30 protein-coding genes are annotated in these 14,512 nt (G+C 34.9%); all 30 read right to left on the reverse strand.

The genetic code is table 11. The features are described 5' to 3' along the window. Positions 1-67: 67 nt before the first annotated feature. Positions 68-709 (reverse strand): major tail protein, encoded by a 642-nt coding sequence (locus tag ISP08_RS09615; RefSeq protein WP_195718475.1) that lies wholly within the window; start codon positions 707-709, stop codon positions 68-70. 40 nt (positions 710-749) lie between these two features. Next, the gene (locus ISP08_RS09620) at positions 750-1,145 is read right to left on the reverse strand and encodes a hypothetical protein (RefSeq protein WP_195718476.1); all 396 of its coding nucleotides are present in this window, start codon (positions 1,143-1,145) and stop codon (positions 750-752) included. After that, entirely contained in the window at positions 1,142-1,549 is a 408-nt protein-coding gene (locus tag ISP08_RS09625) for a hypothetical protein (RefSeq protein WP_195718477.1), read from the reverse strand. Before ISP08_RS09625 ends, ISP08_RS09620 begins: the two co-directional genes overlap by 4 nt. Then, positions 1,546-1,902 (reverse strand): head-tail adaptor protein, encoded by a 357-nt coding sequence (locus ISP08_RS09630; protein ID WP_229294116.1) that lies wholly within the window; start codon positions 1,900-1,902, stop codon positions 1,546-1,548. The genes ISP08_RS09625 and ISP08_RS09630 overlap by 4 nt, the downstream gene beginning before the upstream one ends. Beyond that, positions 1,886-2,182, reverse strand: a complete 297-nt coding sequence (locus tag ISP08_RS09635) for a phage gp6-like head-tail connector protein (RefSeq protein WP_195718479.1) — start codon at positions 2,180-2,182, stop codon at positions 1,886-1,888. The genes ISP08_RS09630 and ISP08_RS09635 overlap by 17 nt, the downstream gene beginning before the upstream one ends. A gap of 70 nt (positions 2,183-2,252) precedes the next feature. Beyond that, the gene (locus tag ISP08_RS09640) at positions 2,253-3,380 is read right to left on the reverse strand and encodes a phage major capsid protein (RefSeq protein WP_195718480.1); all 1,128 of its coding nucleotides are present in this window, start codon (positions 3,378-3,380) and stop codon (positions 2,253-2,255) included. Positions 3,381-3,405: 25 nt separating this feature from the next. Further along, the gene (locus ISP08_RS09645; protein WP_195718481.1) at positions 3,406-4,149 is read right to left on the reverse strand and encodes a head maturation protease, ClpP-related; all 744 of its coding nucleotides are present in this window, start codon (positions 4,147-4,149) and stop codon (positions 3,406-3,408) included. Beyond that, entirely contained in the window at positions 4,146-5,336 is a 1,191-nt protein-coding gene (locus ISP08_RS09650; RefSeq protein ID WP_195718482.1) for a phage portal protein, read from the reverse strand. Before ISP08_RS09650 ends, ISP08_RS09645 begins: the two co-directional genes overlap by 4 nt. Positions 5,337-5,350: 14 nt before the next feature. Then, complete coding sequence (locus tag ISP08_RS09655; protein WP_195718483.1) at positions 5,351-7,036, reverse strand: terminase TerL endonuclease subunit; 1,686 nt, start codon at positions 7,034-7,036, stop codon at positions 5,351-5,353. Further along, the gene (locus ISP08_RS09660) at positions 7,033-7,335 is read right to left on the reverse strand and encodes a P27 family phage terminase small subunit (protein WP_195718484.1); all 303 of its coding nucleotides are present in this window, start codon (positions 7,333-7,335) and stop codon (positions 7,033-7,035) included. The genes ISP08_RS09655 and ISP08_RS09660 overlap by 4 nt, the downstream gene beginning before the upstream one ends. 151 nt (positions 7,336-7,486) lie before the next feature. Then, entirely contained in the window at positions 7,487-7,822 is a 336-nt protein-coding gene (locus tag ISP08_RS09665; RefSeq protein ID WP_195718485.1) for an HNH endonuclease, read from the reverse strand. A 228-nt stretch (positions 7,823-8,050) separates the two neighbouring features. Beyond that, a complete protein-coding gene (locus tag ISP08_RS09670; protein ID WP_195718486.1) occupies positions 8,051-8,485 on the reverse strand; it encodes a transcriptional regulator in 435 nt (144 codons plus the stop codon). Continuing rightward, positions 8,482-8,673 carry a transcriptional activator RinB gene (gene rinB, locus ISP08_RS09675; protein ID WP_195718487.1) on the reverse strand — a complete coding sequence of 64 codons (192 nt, stop codon included), beginning with the start codon at positions 8,671-8,673 and terminating at the stop codon, positions 8,482-8,484. The genes ISP08_RS09670 and rinB overlap by 4 nt, the downstream gene beginning before the upstream one ends. Positions 8,674-8,676: 3 nt before the next feature. Continuing rightward, entirely contained in the window at positions 8,677-8,865 is a 189-nt protein-coding gene (locus ISP08_RS09680; RefSeq protein ID WP_195718488.1) for a hypothetical protein, read from the reverse strand. Between the two features lies 1 nt (position 8,866). Further along, complete coding sequence (locus tag ISP08_RS12950) at positions 8,867-9,001, reverse strand: hypothetical protein (RefSeq protein ID WP_279610843.1); 135 nt, start codon at positions 8,999-9,001, stop codon at positions 8,867-8,869. Positions 9,002-9,079: 78 nt separating this feature from the next. Further along, on the reverse strand, positions 9,080-9,292 hold the full coding sequence (locus ISP08_RS09685; RefSeq protein WP_195718490.1) for a DUF1381 domain-containing protein: 213 nt from the start codon (positions 9,290-9,292) through the stop codon (positions 9,080-9,082). A 71-nt stretch (positions 9,293-9,363) separates the two neighbouring features. Next, positions 9,364-9,990 carry a hypothetical protein gene (locus ISP08_RS09690; RefSeq protein ID WP_195718491.1) on the reverse strand — a complete coding sequence of 209 codons (627 nt, stop codon included), beginning with the start codon at positions 9,988-9,990 and terminating at the stop codon, positions 9,364-9,366. Next, the gene (locus tag ISP08_RS09695) at positions 9,977-10,297 is read right to left on the reverse strand and encodes a MazG-like family protein (RefSeq protein WP_195718492.1); all 321 of its coding nucleotides are present in this window, start codon (positions 10,295-10,297) and stop codon (positions 9,977-9,979) included. The genes ISP08_RS09690 and ISP08_RS09695 overlap by 14 nt, the downstream gene beginning before the upstream one ends. Further along, the gene (locus ISP08_RS09700; RefSeq protein ID WP_195718493.1) at positions 10,298-10,501 is read right to left on the reverse strand and encodes a hypothetical protein; all 204 of its coding nucleotides are present in this window, start codon (positions 10,499-10,501) and stop codon (positions 10,298-10,300) included. Then, positions 10,502-10,732, reverse strand: coding sequence for a hypothetical protein (locus ISP08_RS09705; protein WP_195718494.1), 231 nt, complete (start codon positions 10,730-10,732; stop codon positions 10,502-10,504). Position 10,733: 1 nt separating this feature from the next. Further along, complete coding sequence (locus tag ISP08_RS09710) at positions 10,734-11,072, reverse strand: hypothetical protein (RefSeq protein WP_195718495.1); 339 nt, start codon at positions 11,070-11,072, stop codon at positions 10,734-10,736. Positions 11,073-11,078: 6 nt separating this feature from the next. Further along, a complete protein-coding gene (locus ISP08_RS13040; protein WP_195718496.1) occupies positions 11,079-11,273 on the reverse strand; it encodes an SAV1978 family virulence-associated passenger protein in 195 nt (64 codons plus the stop codon). Then, positions 11,274-11,885: an HNH endonuclease signature motif containing protein gene (locus tag ISP08_RS09720; protein WP_195718497.1), complete on the reverse strand. Its 612-nt coding sequence runs from the start codon at positions 11,883-11,885 to the stop codon at positions 11,274-11,276. 2 nt (positions 11,886-11,887) lie between these two features. Continuing rightward, positions 11,888-12,124, reverse strand: a complete 237-nt coding sequence (locus tag ISP08_RS09725) for a hypothetical protein (RefSeq protein WP_195718498.1) — start codon at positions 12,122-12,124, stop codon at positions 11,888-11,890. Further along, entirely contained in the window at positions 12,105-12,314 is a 210-nt protein-coding gene (locus ISP08_RS09730) for a hypothetical protein (RefSeq protein WP_195718499.1), read from the reverse strand. The genes ISP08_RS09725 and ISP08_RS09730 overlap by 20 nt, the downstream gene beginning before the upstream one ends. Next, positions 12,311-12,985 (reverse strand): SA1788 family PVL leukocidin-associated protein, encoded by a 675-nt coding sequence (locus ISP08_RS09735; RefSeq protein WP_195718702.1) that lies wholly within the window; start codon positions 12,983-12,985, stop codon positions 12,311-12,313. Before ISP08_RS09735 ends, ISP08_RS09730 begins: the two co-directional genes overlap by 4 nt. Before the next feature lie 2 nt (positions 12,986-12,987). Then, positions 12,988-13,182: a hypothetical protein gene (locus ISP08_RS09740; RefSeq protein WP_195718500.1), complete on the reverse strand. Its 195-nt coding sequence runs from the start codon at positions 13,180-13,182 to the stop codon at positions 12,988-12,990. Next, complete coding sequence (locus ISP08_RS09745) at positions 13,175-13,657, reverse strand: hypothetical protein (protein WP_195718501.1); 483 nt, start codon at positions 13,655-13,657, stop codon at positions 13,175-13,177. Before ISP08_RS09745 ends, ISP08_RS09740 begins: the two co-directional genes overlap by 8 nt. Before the next feature lie 383 nt (positions 13,658-14,040). Next, a complete protein-coding gene (locus ISP08_RS09750; protein WP_195718502.1) occupies positions 14,041-14,319 on the reverse strand; it encodes a helix-turn-helix domain-containing protein in 279 nt (92 codons plus the stop codon). A 5-nt stretch (positions 14,320-14,324) separates the two neighbouring features. Then, on the reverse strand, positions 14,325-14,510 hold the full coding sequence (locus ISP08_RS09755; RefSeq protein ID WP_195718503.1) for a hypothetical protein: 186 nt from the start codon (positions 14,508-14,510) through the stop codon (positions 14,325-14,327). Positions 14,511-14,512 lie beyond the last annotated feature (2 nt).

Genomic DNA, 14,512 nt, shown 5'->3' on the forward strand with positions numbered 1-14,512 from the left:
AGCCCCCTATTCAGCGTTAATTACGGCTGTTCTTGTATTAGCCTTCACTTCTACATTTTGGGGCGTATTAGGGTGCATCTACTGTTTCTGAATCACTTACTTCAGGTTCAGTCCCTGTGAAGCCAACAAATACTTTTTTCAAGAATTCGTCTGCGCCTGCAGAACCTTCATGGTAACCATAAGTAATACCTTCAGGTGTACCGTCTTTATCGATAGTACGGCTCATCCAGTCACCAGTTAATTTTGTAGGGTCTGGCGCTTCTGCTTTTTCACCTTTTGTTTTAAACTCGATAGAGTCTAAACTGAACGTCCCTTTAAGTAATGCTACATAAACAGGTTCTCCAGTTAATCCATCTTCTGATTCACCAACCATAGCAACATATGGCGCACGAGTGTTTTCGCCTACCCATGCAGTACCGTTCTTATCTTTAGAACGTCCAATAACTGTATTTAAATCGTCACTTGGAATATTGAAAATATCCATGTCTGATTTAACTTCGTTTGTACCTTGTTTTTTCATCCAAACACGTTTGTTTGATGCGAACATATCTACTAAATCAGGTGCTAAACCTGTAATGTTCATGTTAACTGTACCACCGTTTTCATTTTCCCAAATGAATTTTTGTTCGATAGCTTTACCTTCTTTGTTAAATACACCTACGTGTACACGTTTAAAACCGACTTTATATGAACCTTGTGATTGAGCCATATTATAATTCCTCCTATTTTTAGGCATTAAAAAAGCACACCTAATTGATGTGCTCGCCTTTGTAATATTGATTTTTTGGTATGCCCTCATACCTTCTTGATTTCACGTATCTTTTTGTCTCTTTAAAATAATCGTCTAACATGCTAGCTGTTTGATAAAAGTTATTATCAAATAATATCTTTCTAACGCGTTTCGTTATATCTATTGTGGTTTGGTCTTTATAAGTTTCTACATCGACTTGAACATTGTAGGTTTCTGATAAGTAGCTATCTGATACAAAACTACTTGGCGTATCATATATAGGCGACAAAATAATAAAAGGCTTTGACGTATCAACATTTTCAGTTACTTCATAAAAATAAATACGGTTAGCGACATTGGCTTTAATGAAATCGTCGTTGATGAGTAAGTCATAAATGTACCTAAGTATATTCATAAGGATCTCCCCAATTCTCGAATACAAATACTTCGGTATTTCGCTTGGCTTGCTTGTAATGTTTTTTCAATCACACCAAAACCACGTGGGTTAATTTTCTTACCGTTTCGCGTATAACCATGTTCATTCAAATGAATGAGACGATAACGGTCCATTGGGCCCACCCATTCAATAACAACTGTTCTTTGTCTATCTTTAGCTGCTGTAAAGGGTTGAGTTCGTTTCATTTCATTTATTGAAGCGCCTGTGTCTTTAAATGCGACAAAGTTCTTCTTTAATTCACCTAACATATAATCCGAAGCTTGTTCTAACGCTCTATCACTTTTTTCACGCATGGCTTGTTTACCAAATCTTTGTTCCAATTGTTTTTCCAACTCTGGTATGCCTTTAATTTCTACTGTCATGCTTTTTCCACCAATACTAACGTGATAAAACCACGTTCAGGCGTATCCAAACGAACATCTTTGATATCAAATAATTGTTTTTGTAGCCTAAAATCATCAACTTTGACAACATGTTTAGCTGTCGGTGTATAAGTTTGATACGGATCGCGTATCACCATTGATAAACCCGAAGTTGAATCACTTACACCAAGTAATTCCCTATCTTTAACAGAAGGACTATAGGTTTCGGCAAAACAATTAAATAAGTTTGTTTCTTCAAAATCATCTGGATAAGGCCCTTGGTTTTCATATTGGAAAAAGCTGACAGGAGTGCGAAAGTCGCCAGACAACACTTTTCTATTCTTGAAGTTCATCTGTGCCAAAATCATCACCCCTATAGATCACATTTTGCATACCAAAGTCATGTAGCACTGTCGAAAAATTTTTATGGAAAAATTGGAGTTGTTCATTGTAAACATAACGTGAACGTTCAAGCACGAGCTCTCTACCTACTGAATTCTCATCTATATCAAACGAACCACAAATAGATTGAATCGCTAAATAAGATAATTCCAATATCTGCTTTAACGATTCATCTTCGGAACTGTGAAAAATATGCATACGACCTTTAAATTCAACGAGCAAATCGTCCATAGTATCACGCCCCTATTCCGCTGAAATCGTAGCTGTTTTAGCATTCGCTGTTACTTCAACGTTTTGGGGGTTACTTGGGTGAAGATGCTGTAGCTTTAATGTTTAAATCATACACAGCTGCAACTTTATCGTCTTTTGCTTTACCATAGGCAAATTGCTTAGCAGTGTATAAATCCATATCTTCAATAGCTAATGTTTGGTCGAATTTCTTGACGTTAATACCACCTGCTAAGTAACCATCATAACGACCTTTAACATAAGTTAATACTTGCCCTGATTTTTGTGCTAAAGATTCAACAATATTTAAATTGAATGGTAGTGCTGTTACATACACGCCATTTGCATTTAAGTGTGTATATTGTGCTTGAATGTCAAACGCGTCTGAAGGATTAACAACCATTGTTACATTACCTTTAACCACAACTGCGTGACCTTTTTCATCAGTTGAATGATGTTTAAATACTTTTGTTAATTCATCAACTGTTGTTTGTGAATCAGCAAAAGTTAATGTACCGTTAGAAGCTTTTTCAGGATAAACACCACCTGATACTGAAACGCCTTCTTGTACTTGACGATTTAATCCTATAGGTTGTTCTTTACCTGTACCTGTTAAGAATGCTGCTTCTAAGGCAACTGCAAATGCTTCTTCGATTTGTAAACGTACAAAACGCTCAATCCACGCAGGACCAAAATCTTGTAAGTCTTTAGGTAATACAACAAATGCAGTTAATTTGTTTTGGATAGCTGTTTCTTCACTGAACGCAGCATCTAATTGACCTTTGATTTCTCCAAAGATTTGGCCCCATACAGCTACACCGCTCGTTTCTGATTTTAAGAATTTAAGGCGTAAACCTGCATTCTTGATACCTAAATCAGCTAATAAAGGATGTTCTGTCGTTAAATCTTCAAAGATACGGTCGATTGTTTCTTCTGGTAGTAATTTTTCTTCTTTGTAACCAACTTCAGTGTTGATGTCATTGAAGAACTTACGTTGTTCAGCTGTTAATTGTTTGTCTTTAGAAGGTAAAGAACTAATCTTTTCTGCTTCTTGTTTTGCTTGAGCTTTTGATTCTTCAAATAGCTCATTAATCATTTGGCCGTATAGTTCGGCTTGTTCTTGTTCGCTATCTCCGTTTTGGATAGCATTTAAAAATTCTTCTCGTGCGTTTTTAAAATCATCTGATAAATTTAAAGGCATTATTTAGCCCTCCTTATTTTTTGTATTAAAAAAAGAACCTTGGTTTCGATTTGTTTTCAACATGTTGTTCTTTCGTTGAATCCTCAATCGTTTCAGGTTCTTCTTTTTCGTTTAGTTTTTCAATTACTTTATTCGCTATTTGCTCGACGTCAATTTTCACTTCTGGTGTTTGTTTCATCAATGTCGCAACTTTATTAATCGCATCATTTGATAACATCTGCCCTGAATTTGCAACGAGTTTAGGTGCTGATTCATCAAACATCTTACTGTCTGCAAAACCTAATTCAACAGCATCTTGTGCATTCAACCAAGTTTCTTCATTCATAAGATCTAAGATTTCTTGTTCACCTTTACCAGTTTTAGCAATGTAAGCATTCGCAATACCACGATTCACACCGCTCAACATGTTAGATGCAGAAGTCATAGCTCTGTCATCTCCCATAACAACGGTGCTAGCATTATGAATCATCATTTGAGCTGGGGGGCTCATTTCAATATGCTTACCAGCCATGGCAATAACAGAAGCTGCACTTGCTGCAACACCGACCACTTTCACATTGATGTTACCTGGATATTCTTTCAAAGATGTATATATTTCACTCCCTGAGAAAACATCTCCTCCTCCTGAGTTAATGATTAACTCAACATCTTCATTTGATGTAGGCAGTGCATCAATCACATCTTTTGGTGATGTGGCGTCTAAATCAAGCATGTCATAAATCCATTTGTCGTTATTTGGTACAATTGCACCCTTGACCTCTATTCTCATTCATCATCACCTCCTTCGAGTGGTTCTTCGTGATTATCTTGGTTATCCTGATTACCATTTTCTTTTTCTCTTGCTGTTGTTAAGTTCTTCGTAATCTTGTATTCATCCATTTTCGGGTCGTCCGATGGTTCTTCGCCTAATAGTATTAATACTTGGTTAGGTGTGAATGTACTTGAAGATACAAGCTTATCTATGCTATCAGCAAGTTCTAATGGATTTTTCTTATCGATACCAATTATCTTAATACCAATACCTTTTAAGATATCTGCTTCTGTGAATAGTTTAGCGTTAAGCTCATCTTCAAACTTCTTCGTAAGTGGCTTAATACAGAATTTAATATATGCTTCAAACGCATTTTCTAAGTCCGCTAAATCACCATGTAAAAGCGAAGGTGGAATACCGATAGCTCTAGCTACATTATCAATTAAAGATTTTTGTAGCTTGCCTAACTCATCAAAAGGTGCTGCACTCATTTTGTTGCCTGAAGATGCATCTTGATATTCAAATGCTTTCGTTAGTGGTGCGATAGCGACGCCGTTTTTACTAAAAGCTTCAGTCACTTTGTTAACGTAATCCTGCATTTTTTCCATTTCTTCAGTAGTATTTACTTTTTGTGAATCCACGTTGATAATGCCACGTATTTGGTTGTTACGCATTTGCGCATTCATCATACGTCCGAATAGCTCCCCATAATCTTGGAATAACCCTTCAGTAAATTGATTCAATTTCGCATTGTTATAAGTTAAATAAATAACCTCATCCATATCAAATGAACGTTCATATTCATATTCACCAATAAGCACATGCTCAAATACATCTGGATATAACGCAAATTTCTTTCTATCGTAATCATCAGCAATAACAAGTTCTCGTTTATCAGTCACGACGATTAAAACTTCGTTATCGTATACAAGCTTGTAAATAACTTTTTGCCAAAAATCTGTCGCTGATAAATCGGTATTCGGTCTGAAGTTCAACTTATAATAGATGTTATCTTTAATTGCTTTTTTATTCTCATCCATAATCCTAAATTCAGATTGGGAAATCGTACGCGCTAAAAATTCAATGCATGTATCGATAGCCATACGTTTCAAGTAGGCTTTTTCTGATGTATCTTGAAACAGTTCTAAATCATACATCCAACTAATTTCATGTTGCTTACCTAATATGCGATCTAAAATTCCCATGTTGTCCCTCCCTTCTAAAAACTAATTGCATTTAAGAAATCTAAACTGTCATTCAAATCGACTTCTAGCAAATCATCGGCTCGATAAAGTGCATGAAGCATAGCGTGGAAGCCATCTGTTTTACGTCTAATTTCATCTTTCTTAATAAATTCTTTATTGCCATCAGGTTTGATTTTTACAGCAACATTATTCGTGTACCAACGCATTAATGGGTTATTATCAAAAACAATTTTATTATTCGCAAACATTGTTTCTATACGAGGGGCTAATAGTCCGTGTATAGAACGTGGACTACGAATAACCTCGTAATCTATGCCATATTCTTCAAAGGCCCTACGAATTAAATCAATTCTGTAATTATCTACAATAACTTTTTCTAAACCATATATTTGGCGCATATCATCAAACCATTGGGCGATATAATATTCACTAATTGAAGGTTCATCTACGATTGTAAGAAGCCCATCTTTTTCCCATTCATAAATAGGCGGCTTTAACTTAACTGAGTCTAAGAAACCTTTACGTACAAACGAATGAGTTTTCCATATATAATCTTCACCGTCTCTAAACAATAAACCTACTGCAGCAAAGTCTTTAATATTTGCATAGTCCAAACCGCCAATACATTGTTTATTTTCTAATTCAGGGAAAGGTCGATTGGTAGCTTTAACTTCTTCTCTAGTAGCAATAATTTTTTCAAGGTCTTCTTCAGGTAAGTTCATACGTTTAGTCATAAATTCGCTTCGATTACCCGGGTTACGTATCAAGTCTTTATACTCCGTATATACTTCCTCGTATAAATTTCTTGCGTACTTTGAAAAAGGTTTATGAAACATAGGATTGGCTTTTTCCCATGCTGAAGGGTCATCTACTTCAGTTTTGTCATCTAATTTGCAATAGAATGGGAATAGTCTATCTTCTGTATCTTCTCCGCTAAGTAAATCCAGAGTTCTATCTTTGAGACCATCCATAAAACCTTCTCTAACGTCACCATCAGTCCCTATATAAATAGTGCGACCGTGTTCGACTTTACCTAAACCCCCTCGTTTAACATTAACGATTTGAGCATCTTCATATTGATGTATCTCATCAAAAATAACACATCCTTCACGGCCACCATCTTTGGTTTCTGCGTTAGATGTGTTAAATCTGAATATGGATTGTGTTTCAAGCCCTTCTATTTCAGTACGTGTTCGTCTAAAGGGCGCGGCCTTTCTACCTTTTTTAATAAACAAATCATTGTCGGTTATCATATCGTATACTTCTTTAAATGAGACCTTAGCTTGGTCTTCACTGTTAGCTACGACTGATACATCGTACTTTTTAATACCGTGATATGGTGTAAGAAAAAAATTAGTTAATGCACTAATCAAACCATTTTTACCGCCGCCACGGCCGAGTGTGATAAAGAATTGTTTGAAATAGGGTGATATAACATCTTCATTAGTCATTTCATCTTTTTGTTTCTTAAATAAGAAAACAAAAGCAATTATAAATTTTTGAAAAGGTTGTAATGGAAAATACCATTTTTCCGAAAATTTAATACAATTTTCTATTTTTATTTCATCGAAGAATACATCATTTCTAGTTAGGATATTTTTTTCTAAATGATTTATTAGATCAATACGTTCTTTATTAAGAATAATTTTCCCTTGTTTATATTGATTGATGTATTCATCTACATGCTTATTACGTATCATAGTAAACCACTACTTGTAGGCGATTCCTCAATTTCAACCTTTTCAAAACCAAATGATTTTTCAATTGATAACAATGAAGAATTTATTTTATTCTTTTCAGCCACAGCAGGATTTGGTTTTAAAAATGTTTGAGAGGCATTTTTTGTTTCAACCAAAGTGCCGTGTTCCTTAATGTCTTTATCTAGCTTATAAAAAATATCTAATAAGTTAAGATAACGTTGTACTTTTTCAACTTGTACTGGATTATCCTTTTCTATTTGACCTAGTAAATATTGCTCGATAGATTTTTTATTTTTCATAAATACCCCCCTAACGTATAAATTTTAAAACCAAAATCGTTCTGTCGGCTCCCCTACACCGGTTCCCCGCCGGAAAAGTTTTTGCCAAAATTTTTGACCCGGGGGGATAAAATTAAATAATTTTTTTATATAATATTTATAAATTTAATTTTTACCATGTTTCATCATCCCACTTTAATTTTTTTGGAGATGGTCGACTTGAAAAATGTCTGTCGTGAATCTTATTGTGACACTCAACACATAAGGTTTCTAAATTATCATCTTCAAGTGCTAAGTCTGGGTTATACTCTAGCTCTTTAATATGGTGTACTACTAGCTTTATCTTCTTACGGCCATTCTTATTAGGCTCGTATATGTCAAGCGCCACCTTACCCTCGCGTCTACATTGTTGGCACTCGTAATGGTCCCTTGCTTTGATGGCCTCGCGTTTGTTTCGCCAGTCCATGCTATTGTAAAATGATCGTCGTTGTTCTTCTGTTAGTGTCATCAGTGTTCACCTCATTGAGTTAAATGCTAACTCATACCAACACTACATCATGACTGAGAAAGGTATGGATGATGTTCATGTGTAGTGCTGGTATCAATAAGCACAAGTAAAGCACACCACTGATGTGATGTGCTCAAGTGTAGTAAAGGAGTAGTACATAGATACAATCTTTGTACACTATCATAATAACACTGATTTGTAGGCCATTTGCACAATCAATGCACAATGTTATTTGATACCTGCATGTATCGCTACAGCTTTAACAAAGTTCTTTCTTATCGTAGTTACTGTGTTGCGATGCATATGACACTCTGCTCCTATCTGTTCCATCTTCATCTTCCTATCTTTGTTCCAATACTTTAATCTAATTACACGTTGATGTTCATCAGGTAACTTATCGTACACATACTCTACTGCTTCAACCATCTCTTCTAAGTTACGTAACATCTTATTCGTAAGTAAACGTGTAGCCATGAGTTCTGTGGTTCTTACGGGTTCTCCTTTCTGTAATGGACCATATACTATATTCGTATCTATATCCTTAGTAGGATTAAGTATCTCCATTCTTAATCTATTTATCTCACGTTTATTCTCGTGTAAGTTATATATCTCTGATTCAATATACTTAAATGTACCAGGCTTAATATCATAGGATGTGCTCATTGAATACCTCCCGTATTGTAGTTATGAACACCGTTCAAATCTGCATGACTGCTGATATCGTAATCACACGGTGCATCTATCTCATCATTAGCTGTTAAGCGTATGATAATCTCATTCGTAACGTACTTGCTTAGTTCGTACACAGTGAGTAGAGAGATAATATATAGTAAACGTTTAATGAATTTCATAGGTTAGTCCTCCTTAGTTAAATCCATATCAATAACTTCTGTTCCTTCAGGTAAGATAAATACTCTATAATCTTTTGGCAACACGTCGTTGAAAGCAGTGTTTAATGCTTCTACAGTTTCTTTATTAAATCTCGCATTCATTACGTATATAACTAATTTCTTTTTATCTGAGTAATAAAATTTACTGTTCATCTCATTCACTGTCCTTTCTATTCTCCTCTGCTTTATGTTTCAAAAGCTCTATTAATTCATCACTGGCAGGTTTCTTTTCTAAACTTCTATGCCCACTTAATCCACCAGTAGGATAACTATTCTTAGGGTTATTCACATGGTTACAATCTATCTTGTAAATGGTATAGCAGATGATAGCTACTATTATTACAATGGTAAATAATATGTCTTCCATTTACTCACTGTCCTCTCTTATTGCTTGCAATAATTTATTATTTTTCAATGTATTATTAATTCGCTTAACCAATTTATTGAACCTATATCTTTTAAGCGCCTCTCTCTCACTCTCTGCATCAACCAACGTAAACACTTCATTCTCTCTCGCCTTAACCACATCGTGAAAGACTTCGCCTGTATCGTGTGTGGTGGTTTTGATTAGGTATTGCATAACATCACTCCTTATTTAGTACATCTTTAATACGTTCTACGATGTCTTTAGTATTCTTTGAGGCCTTCTTATTATTTTCTGATTTTTGTTGCATCTAAGTTCTTCCCTTGTTTATACATATAATGTACTTTAGAAAATGACATCCCAGTTATTTCAGATATTTCTCCGAGTGTTATTAATCTACCTTGAAAAACAGCTCTTTTAGTAATACTTCTATTGCGTGTTTGCGTTTTCGCGTCAACCCATCTACAATTATTTGGCTCATAACCCTTTTTGTTATTTATTCTATCTATTGATAGGTTTTCGTCATATCCGTTAGTTATTGCCCATTTTTTAAAATTACTGAAGTCATCAAGCCATTCTTTACAAATTTTAATACCGCTCCCACCATATCTTTCATAATTATGAGAATTAGTATAATAGCACCTCTGTTTCATTCCGCGATATATATTGTATAGTCTTGTGTTTGTGTCACCATGAGTTGCGTTCTTTTTACCACGCCTTTTAGTTACCTCTTTTCTATAACAACCACAAGATTTTACATGCCCATTTCTAATAGATTTGCCTGTAACTTCAAATATATTTCCACATCTACACTTGCATAACCACTTAGCCCTTTTATCACTATTCGTGCCACTTCTTTTTAAAACTTCACAACCATTAAATCTATGCCCTCTCATATTTTTAACTGTTCCCATTTAAATCACTTTCTTTAATAAAGGTACTATTTATAGTACGTCCTTTCCTTTTACTGATTTCGTCATATGCGTACTGTAAACACTCCTCTAATGTCATTCCATGTTGTTGGGCTAGTATAATTAACGTCACTACTGTATCGCCTATACCATCTTTTAAATCGTCTAACTTGTTACGTGATAATGCTGCACCCACTTCGCCAGCTTCTTCATAAAACTTTAATGCTTGTCTATCTGGATTACCTTTGTGTAAGTCTTTATCTATTGACCATTGTTCTACAGATTTGATTAATTGATCTATGTTAGTCATTTACTCGTCCTCCTGGATAAACCTAACTTGATACGGTTCAACAACTCTCAATTCGTTCTCGTATTCTATAACTGCTACTGGAAAAGAAATCTGTCCAGACTGTCCTCCAACAGTCACAGCGGTATAAGGTCTTGCCGATTGAAATACGCCATGAAATTTATTCTTATTGATATCGTAAATACGTTTTGTTTCTACTTCGCTCATCTACTCGTCCTCCTTATATTCACTTAAAACCGTTTCAATATCACTTTCATACTGACCTGTTATTCTATCTTCATCAGTGGCTTGATTATCTATTTTTAATATTTCATCAAACGCCTTTGCTTTATTTACAACTTCATCTACCATTTTCCATATATCGTCAGTGCTATCTCTATCACTCATTGTCAATCCAAATCTCATAGCGTCTATAAATTCTTCATACTTATACACCATACTACCCACGCCCCTTATACATATCTCGTTCCAACTCATTCATCGTATAACTCAACTCATGTAATAAATCATTATTACAACGTTCTGCTAGTTTCCCTTGCTTCCATTTGGTAAGTTTCTCCCACATACGCACGTAATCCTCGAGTTTCTGGTTACGTCGCATTAAACGCTCGTTATTAGCTTTTAATATGGCTATGTCGTCTATTAAAGTATTTCTTTCTCTTTTCATTTCGTGATATTTAATTACTAACGACTGAAATGCTTCTCTATACTGTTCATCAGTCCATGGTGTCGGTGGTTCTTCTTTAAAGTTACTTAAATCTAATTTATATTCACTCACTCGCCATCACTCCTTCATTGTTAATCCTCTATCGATACAAAACTGTTCAAATGCTGCTTTATCAAACGTACGTCGCTTAAATTCAGTAAACCTTCTATAATGCCCGCATACTGTGCACGCATTACCCACAATATGTACGTGGGCAATACGTCGGTTATCTTTGGTTAGGTAATGCTTGTTAGTGAAGTATGTGGATCTCATTTACTCACCCTTTTTCTTAGAGTTATCCTGTAAATCATGTACTTTCTGTTGTATTCTTACAATATTGACTCCAACCTTTGTAAATTCTGGGTCGTCTTTAATCAACTTCTGCTTGTTTAATCTTGATAGTTCACAACGTTTAATTAAAATAAGATTATCCATACTATCATTTAATTTATTACCATCTAAAAACATTAAGTTATAGCCATGTGGTATTTTGCCATTTTCTCTTTCCCACATCACTCTATGTTTCAATTTCCATCTATCGCTATATCCACCTTCATCAGAAACTTTAATCATTTTATAACCGTCTTTATTAATTCTTACAGCGCCAACAGGTAAATATGTTTTAGGGACATGACCTTTTTTGAATTGTGTTTTTTCACATTTCTTGTTGTAAATGGGCACACCTTTATTCCATGTAATGTGACCTTTCTTAAATTGAGTTGTAACACCACATCTTAACTTCATTCGTTTTACTGTACCTCTTACTTGTTCGTACCTTAAATCAGTGTTAAATTCAGCGTTAAACATTTTAGTTAATTCATGTATTGGCGTACCTTCTACATTCTGTTTTAGGAACTCTTTTTCTTCGTCAGTCCATCTATGCACACCTAAACACCACCATTTAGTAACTTAGGCATTTTCCCATCTGCATTCATTTGATCGTCAGCAAACTTTTGCGCTTGTAATACGAGTTGCCCATTATCTATAATCCCTTTTGCGATATTAGATACTGCTTTAGAACGTTCAATTTCTTCTTTTAATTCTTCGCCTTTAATTTCTTCGTCGTTCAATCTCTCTAGTTGTGCAAATAAATGATTGTTTAAGTCACCAAGTGTGTTTTGCATTTTTTCTCTCTCCTATCGCTATGTCGTAACTATCATCGATACGTACTTCATGCTGCCCAACTAATACTTCGGCATATGGTTTATCATCGTTATAAACTAAGTTAGTAACTGTAGCCGGATATGAAATGCTCGTACCAGGTTCGATAAACCAAATGTAATCATCTAGGTTTAGATCAATTATTTTCATCACTTTGCCACCTCCTTACATTTGAATGTGTAACTCTCCCACAGATACTTCGCATACTTACTTTCAGTATGTTTCTGTGGCACTTGGAAAAGATGGGGCTTCTTCTCACGATGACGTTCTGCCTTATACGCCTGCACTTTCTTCTCAATATATTCATCTTCCATTTCATCGAACACATCAGCTTCTCCTGTTGTTCTTACACCATTGATGTAGACAACAGTGCCTGTTGGTACGATGTCGTAAATGCCACCCTTTCTTAATGTATTACGTATACTTTGTGGACTGATTCCTTGCTCTTGTAAGTCAGGTAACTCATCGTAAGGTATATGATAAAAATGTTTATTAACTTTAATCTGTAAGCAAATGGTATTATCCATAGTGACGTATGCTTTGCTTAAATTTGTCGCCAGGTCATAATCCCAACCAGCATCTAAACGTTTTTGTACGAGTTTCAAATTCAAATTTCGGCTGATTATATTATTTCTTTCTTCTGTAGTTATTTCATGTGCTTCACCGTTATATGTGAACATATTAGTCTTTCTGTAATCTTTACCATTAAGCAAGTCATCATCACGTAAACCTTGTTGGTTATATCTATATTCCAACGTGCCATAACTAATGCCTGTACGTCTCGCTAATTCTCGTATTGAAATTTCTTCGCCTTTAAATATCATTGTTATATCCCCCTGTCAGTAATGGTCGGTTCCTCTATCCATCGAATCTTGCCATCTGTATAATCTTCTTTATTTGTTTGCATGTGATTGTATATTTGTTCTTCCAGTTCCCAGTTATCATCATTAGGATGAGCTGGAAATGTAATCGTCTTTTCAAACTCGACGTTATATTTAATCTTGATTGTTTCTTCATCCATTGAGATCACCTCTCTGTATGTGATACATCTGCGCTATGCGGTATAAATCATTAATCTCAGTCGATACTGCGTTTAAATCTTTTTCAAGCTCAACGATATGTTCAGCGATTGATGCTACTACTTTAGGATTACGCGCTTTTAATTCACGTATCTTTGCTTCATATATTTCAATTTGTGTTTCTTTCTTACGTTTCAGTAAAGGTTTTAGTTTGCGTTTAAATTTATTAACAATCGTCTTAACCACATCATGTTTAAAATCTCTTAACTGCTGATCGTTGTAGTAAGATATTGTGACAACCATTTTGTCTTTAAGGACTATAAGATAATCACCATATCTAATATTGCCATCTTCCAAAGGTATGCCCCGTTCAATCGCAAGGTTCGTCCATGCTTTAGGGTCTCCTTTACGTACACGTTGATGGAACCTGTCGTGTGCATGTTTGGTTAAAGTGTATTTAGTTTTGATTGAGATCACCTTCTATGCAGAGTAGTTATTCAATGATTCAGACAAGAGTTACATAAATTATCAACATGTAACCAAATGTAACTATTTTGTAACTCTTGCTTTCTTACTCTCCCAAGGGATATAGTATATTAGTTATATAGTTATATCTTTTCTAAAGTTAAAAGTATTTCTATAAAGAGAGATGTAATTTTTGTGTCTATATTCTCTGAGAAAAAATCATAATCGTTATTTGTTGTAACTTTTGAACCAAATCGCTACAACCCTTACTCTCTCAAGGTATGCGCCGGTTACATTTCTCAAAAAAGCATGTAACCGAAACGTAACTGTAAACTGTAAAAGTTCTCTATCCCTTGCGGGAGTAGTGATTATCTTATTTCAAAAAAGTAACCGCACTATGAATTTTTATCTCTTTGATGTGGAGAATAAATATATTCAGGTATTTTTACATATTCGCTTAGTTCATAAACCCATCTTTTCTTAGCCAACCTACCCATTTGTAATGCATCACATAAATTTGCAATTTGATGTACACCTGTAAAGTAGTATTCGCCTTTTTCTATATTCTGAATTCGTTTCAAACTTAATCCTGATTTAATACTCACATCACTTTGAGTAAGATTATGTCTTTTTCGTACTTTATTCATCACTTCATTGAATGGAACTTTAGGCACTTTATTCACCCCAAATCAATATATTCGTGATCAGCATATTCATTGAGTTCGATTCTTGCACCTTCTTGGTAAGCTTTGATGAATTCGTCTTCAGTTTCAAAATCTTCCATTGTAATTGTGTTATCAAATACAACCTTGCAATGTTTGATAATGCTATATAGATCTTCTATTTCTTTAATCGATACTTTCATTG

The sequence above is a fragment of the Staphylococcus lloydii genome, assembly GCF_015775975.1.
GTDB classification, from domain to species: Bacteria; Bacillota; Bacilli; order Staphylococcales; family Staphylococcaceae; genus Staphylococcus; species Staphylococcus lloydii.

Excerpts from the sequence above, each read along its gene's own strand:
- ISP08_RS09615 (WP_195718475.1), bottom strand. The coding sequence starts at position 709 with ATGGCTCAATCACAAGGTTCATATAAAGTCGGTTTTAAACGTGTACAC.
- ISP08_RS09620 (WP_195718476.1), bottom strand. The coding sequence starts at position 1,145 with ATGAATATACTTAGGTACATTTATGACTTACTCATCAACGACGATTTC.
- ISP08_RS09625 (WP_195718477.1), bottom strand. The coding sequence starts at position 1,549 with ATGACAGTAGAAATTAAAGGCATACCAGAGTTGGAAAAACAATTGGAA.
- ISP08_RS09630 (WP_229294116.1), bottom strand. The coding sequence starts at position 1,902 with ATGAACTTCAAGAATAGAAAAGTGTTGTCTGGCGACTTTCGCACTCCT.
- ISP08_RS09635 (WP_195718479.1), bottom strand. The coding sequence starts at position 2,182 with ATGGACGATTTGCTCGTTGAATTTAAAGGTCGTATGCATATTTTTCAC.
- ISP08_RS09640 (WP_195718480.1), bottom strand. The coding sequence starts at position 3,380 with ATGCCTTTAAATTTATCAGATGATTTTAAAAACGCACGAGAAGAATTT.
- ISP08_RS09645 (WP_195718481.1), bottom strand. The coding sequence starts at position 4,149 with ATGAGAATAGAGGTCAAGGGTGCAATTGTACCAAATAACGACAAATGG.
- ISP08_RS09650 (WP_195718482.1), bottom strand. The coding sequence starts at position 5,336 with ATGGGAATTTTAGATCGCATATTAGGTAAGCAACATGAAATTAGTTGG.
- ISP08_RS09655 (WP_195718483.1), bottom strand. The coding sequence starts at position 7,036 with ATGATACGTAATAAGCATGTAGATGAATACATCAATCAATATAAACAA.
- ISP08_RS09660 (WP_195718484.1), bottom strand. The coding sequence starts at position 7,335 with ATGAAAAATAAAAAATCTATCGAGCAATATTTACTAGGTCAAATAGAA.
- ISP08_RS09665 (WP_195718485.1), bottom strand. The coding sequence starts at position 7,822 with ATGACACTAACAGAAGAACAACGACGATCATTTTACAATAGCATGGAC.
- ISP08_RS09670 (WP_195718486.1), bottom strand. The coding sequence starts at position 8,485 with ATGAGCACATCCTATGATATTAAGCCTGGTACATTTAAGTATATTGAA.
- rinB (WP_195718487.1), bottom strand. The coding sequence starts at position 8,673 with ATGAAATTCATTAAACGTTTACTATATATTATCTCTCTACTCACTGTG.
- ISP08_RS09680 (WP_195718488.1), bottom strand. The coding sequence starts at position 8,865 with ATGAACAGTAAATTTTATTACTCAGATAAAAAGAAATTAGTTATATAC.
- ISP08_RS09685 (WP_195718490.1), bottom strand. The coding sequence starts at position 9,292 with ATGCAATACCTAATCAAAACCACCACACACGATACAGGCGAAGTCTTT.
- ISP08_RS09690 (WP_195718491.1), bottom strand. The coding sequence starts at position 9,990 with ATGGGAACAGTTAAAAATATGAGAGGGCATAGATTTAATGGTTGTGAA.
- ISP08_RS09695 (WP_195718492.1), bottom strand. The coding sequence starts at position 10,297 with ATGACTAACATAGATCAATTAATCAAATCTGTAGAACAATGGTCAATA.
- ISP08_RS09700 (WP_195718493.1), bottom strand. The coding sequence starts at position 10,501 with ATGAGCGAAGTAGAAACAAAACGTATTTACGATATCAATAAGAATAAA.
- ISP08_RS09705 (WP_195718494.1), bottom strand. The coding sequence starts at position 10,732 with ATGGTGTATAAGTATGAAGAATTTATAGACGCTATGAGATTTGGATTG.
- ISP08_RS13040 (WP_195718496.1), bottom strand. The coding sequence starts at position 11,273 with ATGAGATCCACATACTTCACTAACAAGCATTACCTAACCAAAGATAAC.
- ISP08_RS09725 (WP_195718498.1), bottom strand. The coding sequence starts at position 12,124 with ATGCAAAACACACTTGGTGACTTAAACAATCATTTATTTGCACAACTA.
- ISP08_RS09735 (WP_195718702.1), bottom strand. The coding sequence starts at position 12,985 with ATGATATTTAAAGGCGAAGAAATTTCAATACGAGAATTAGCGAGACGT.
- ISP08_RS09740 (WP_195718500.1), bottom strand. The coding sequence starts at position 13,182 with ATGGATGAAGAAACAATCAAGATTAAATATAACGTCGAGTTTGAAAAG.
- ISP08_RS09755 (WP_195718503.1), bottom strand. The coding sequence starts at position 14,510 with ATGAAAGTATCGATTAAAGAAATAGAAGATCTATATAGCATTATCAAA.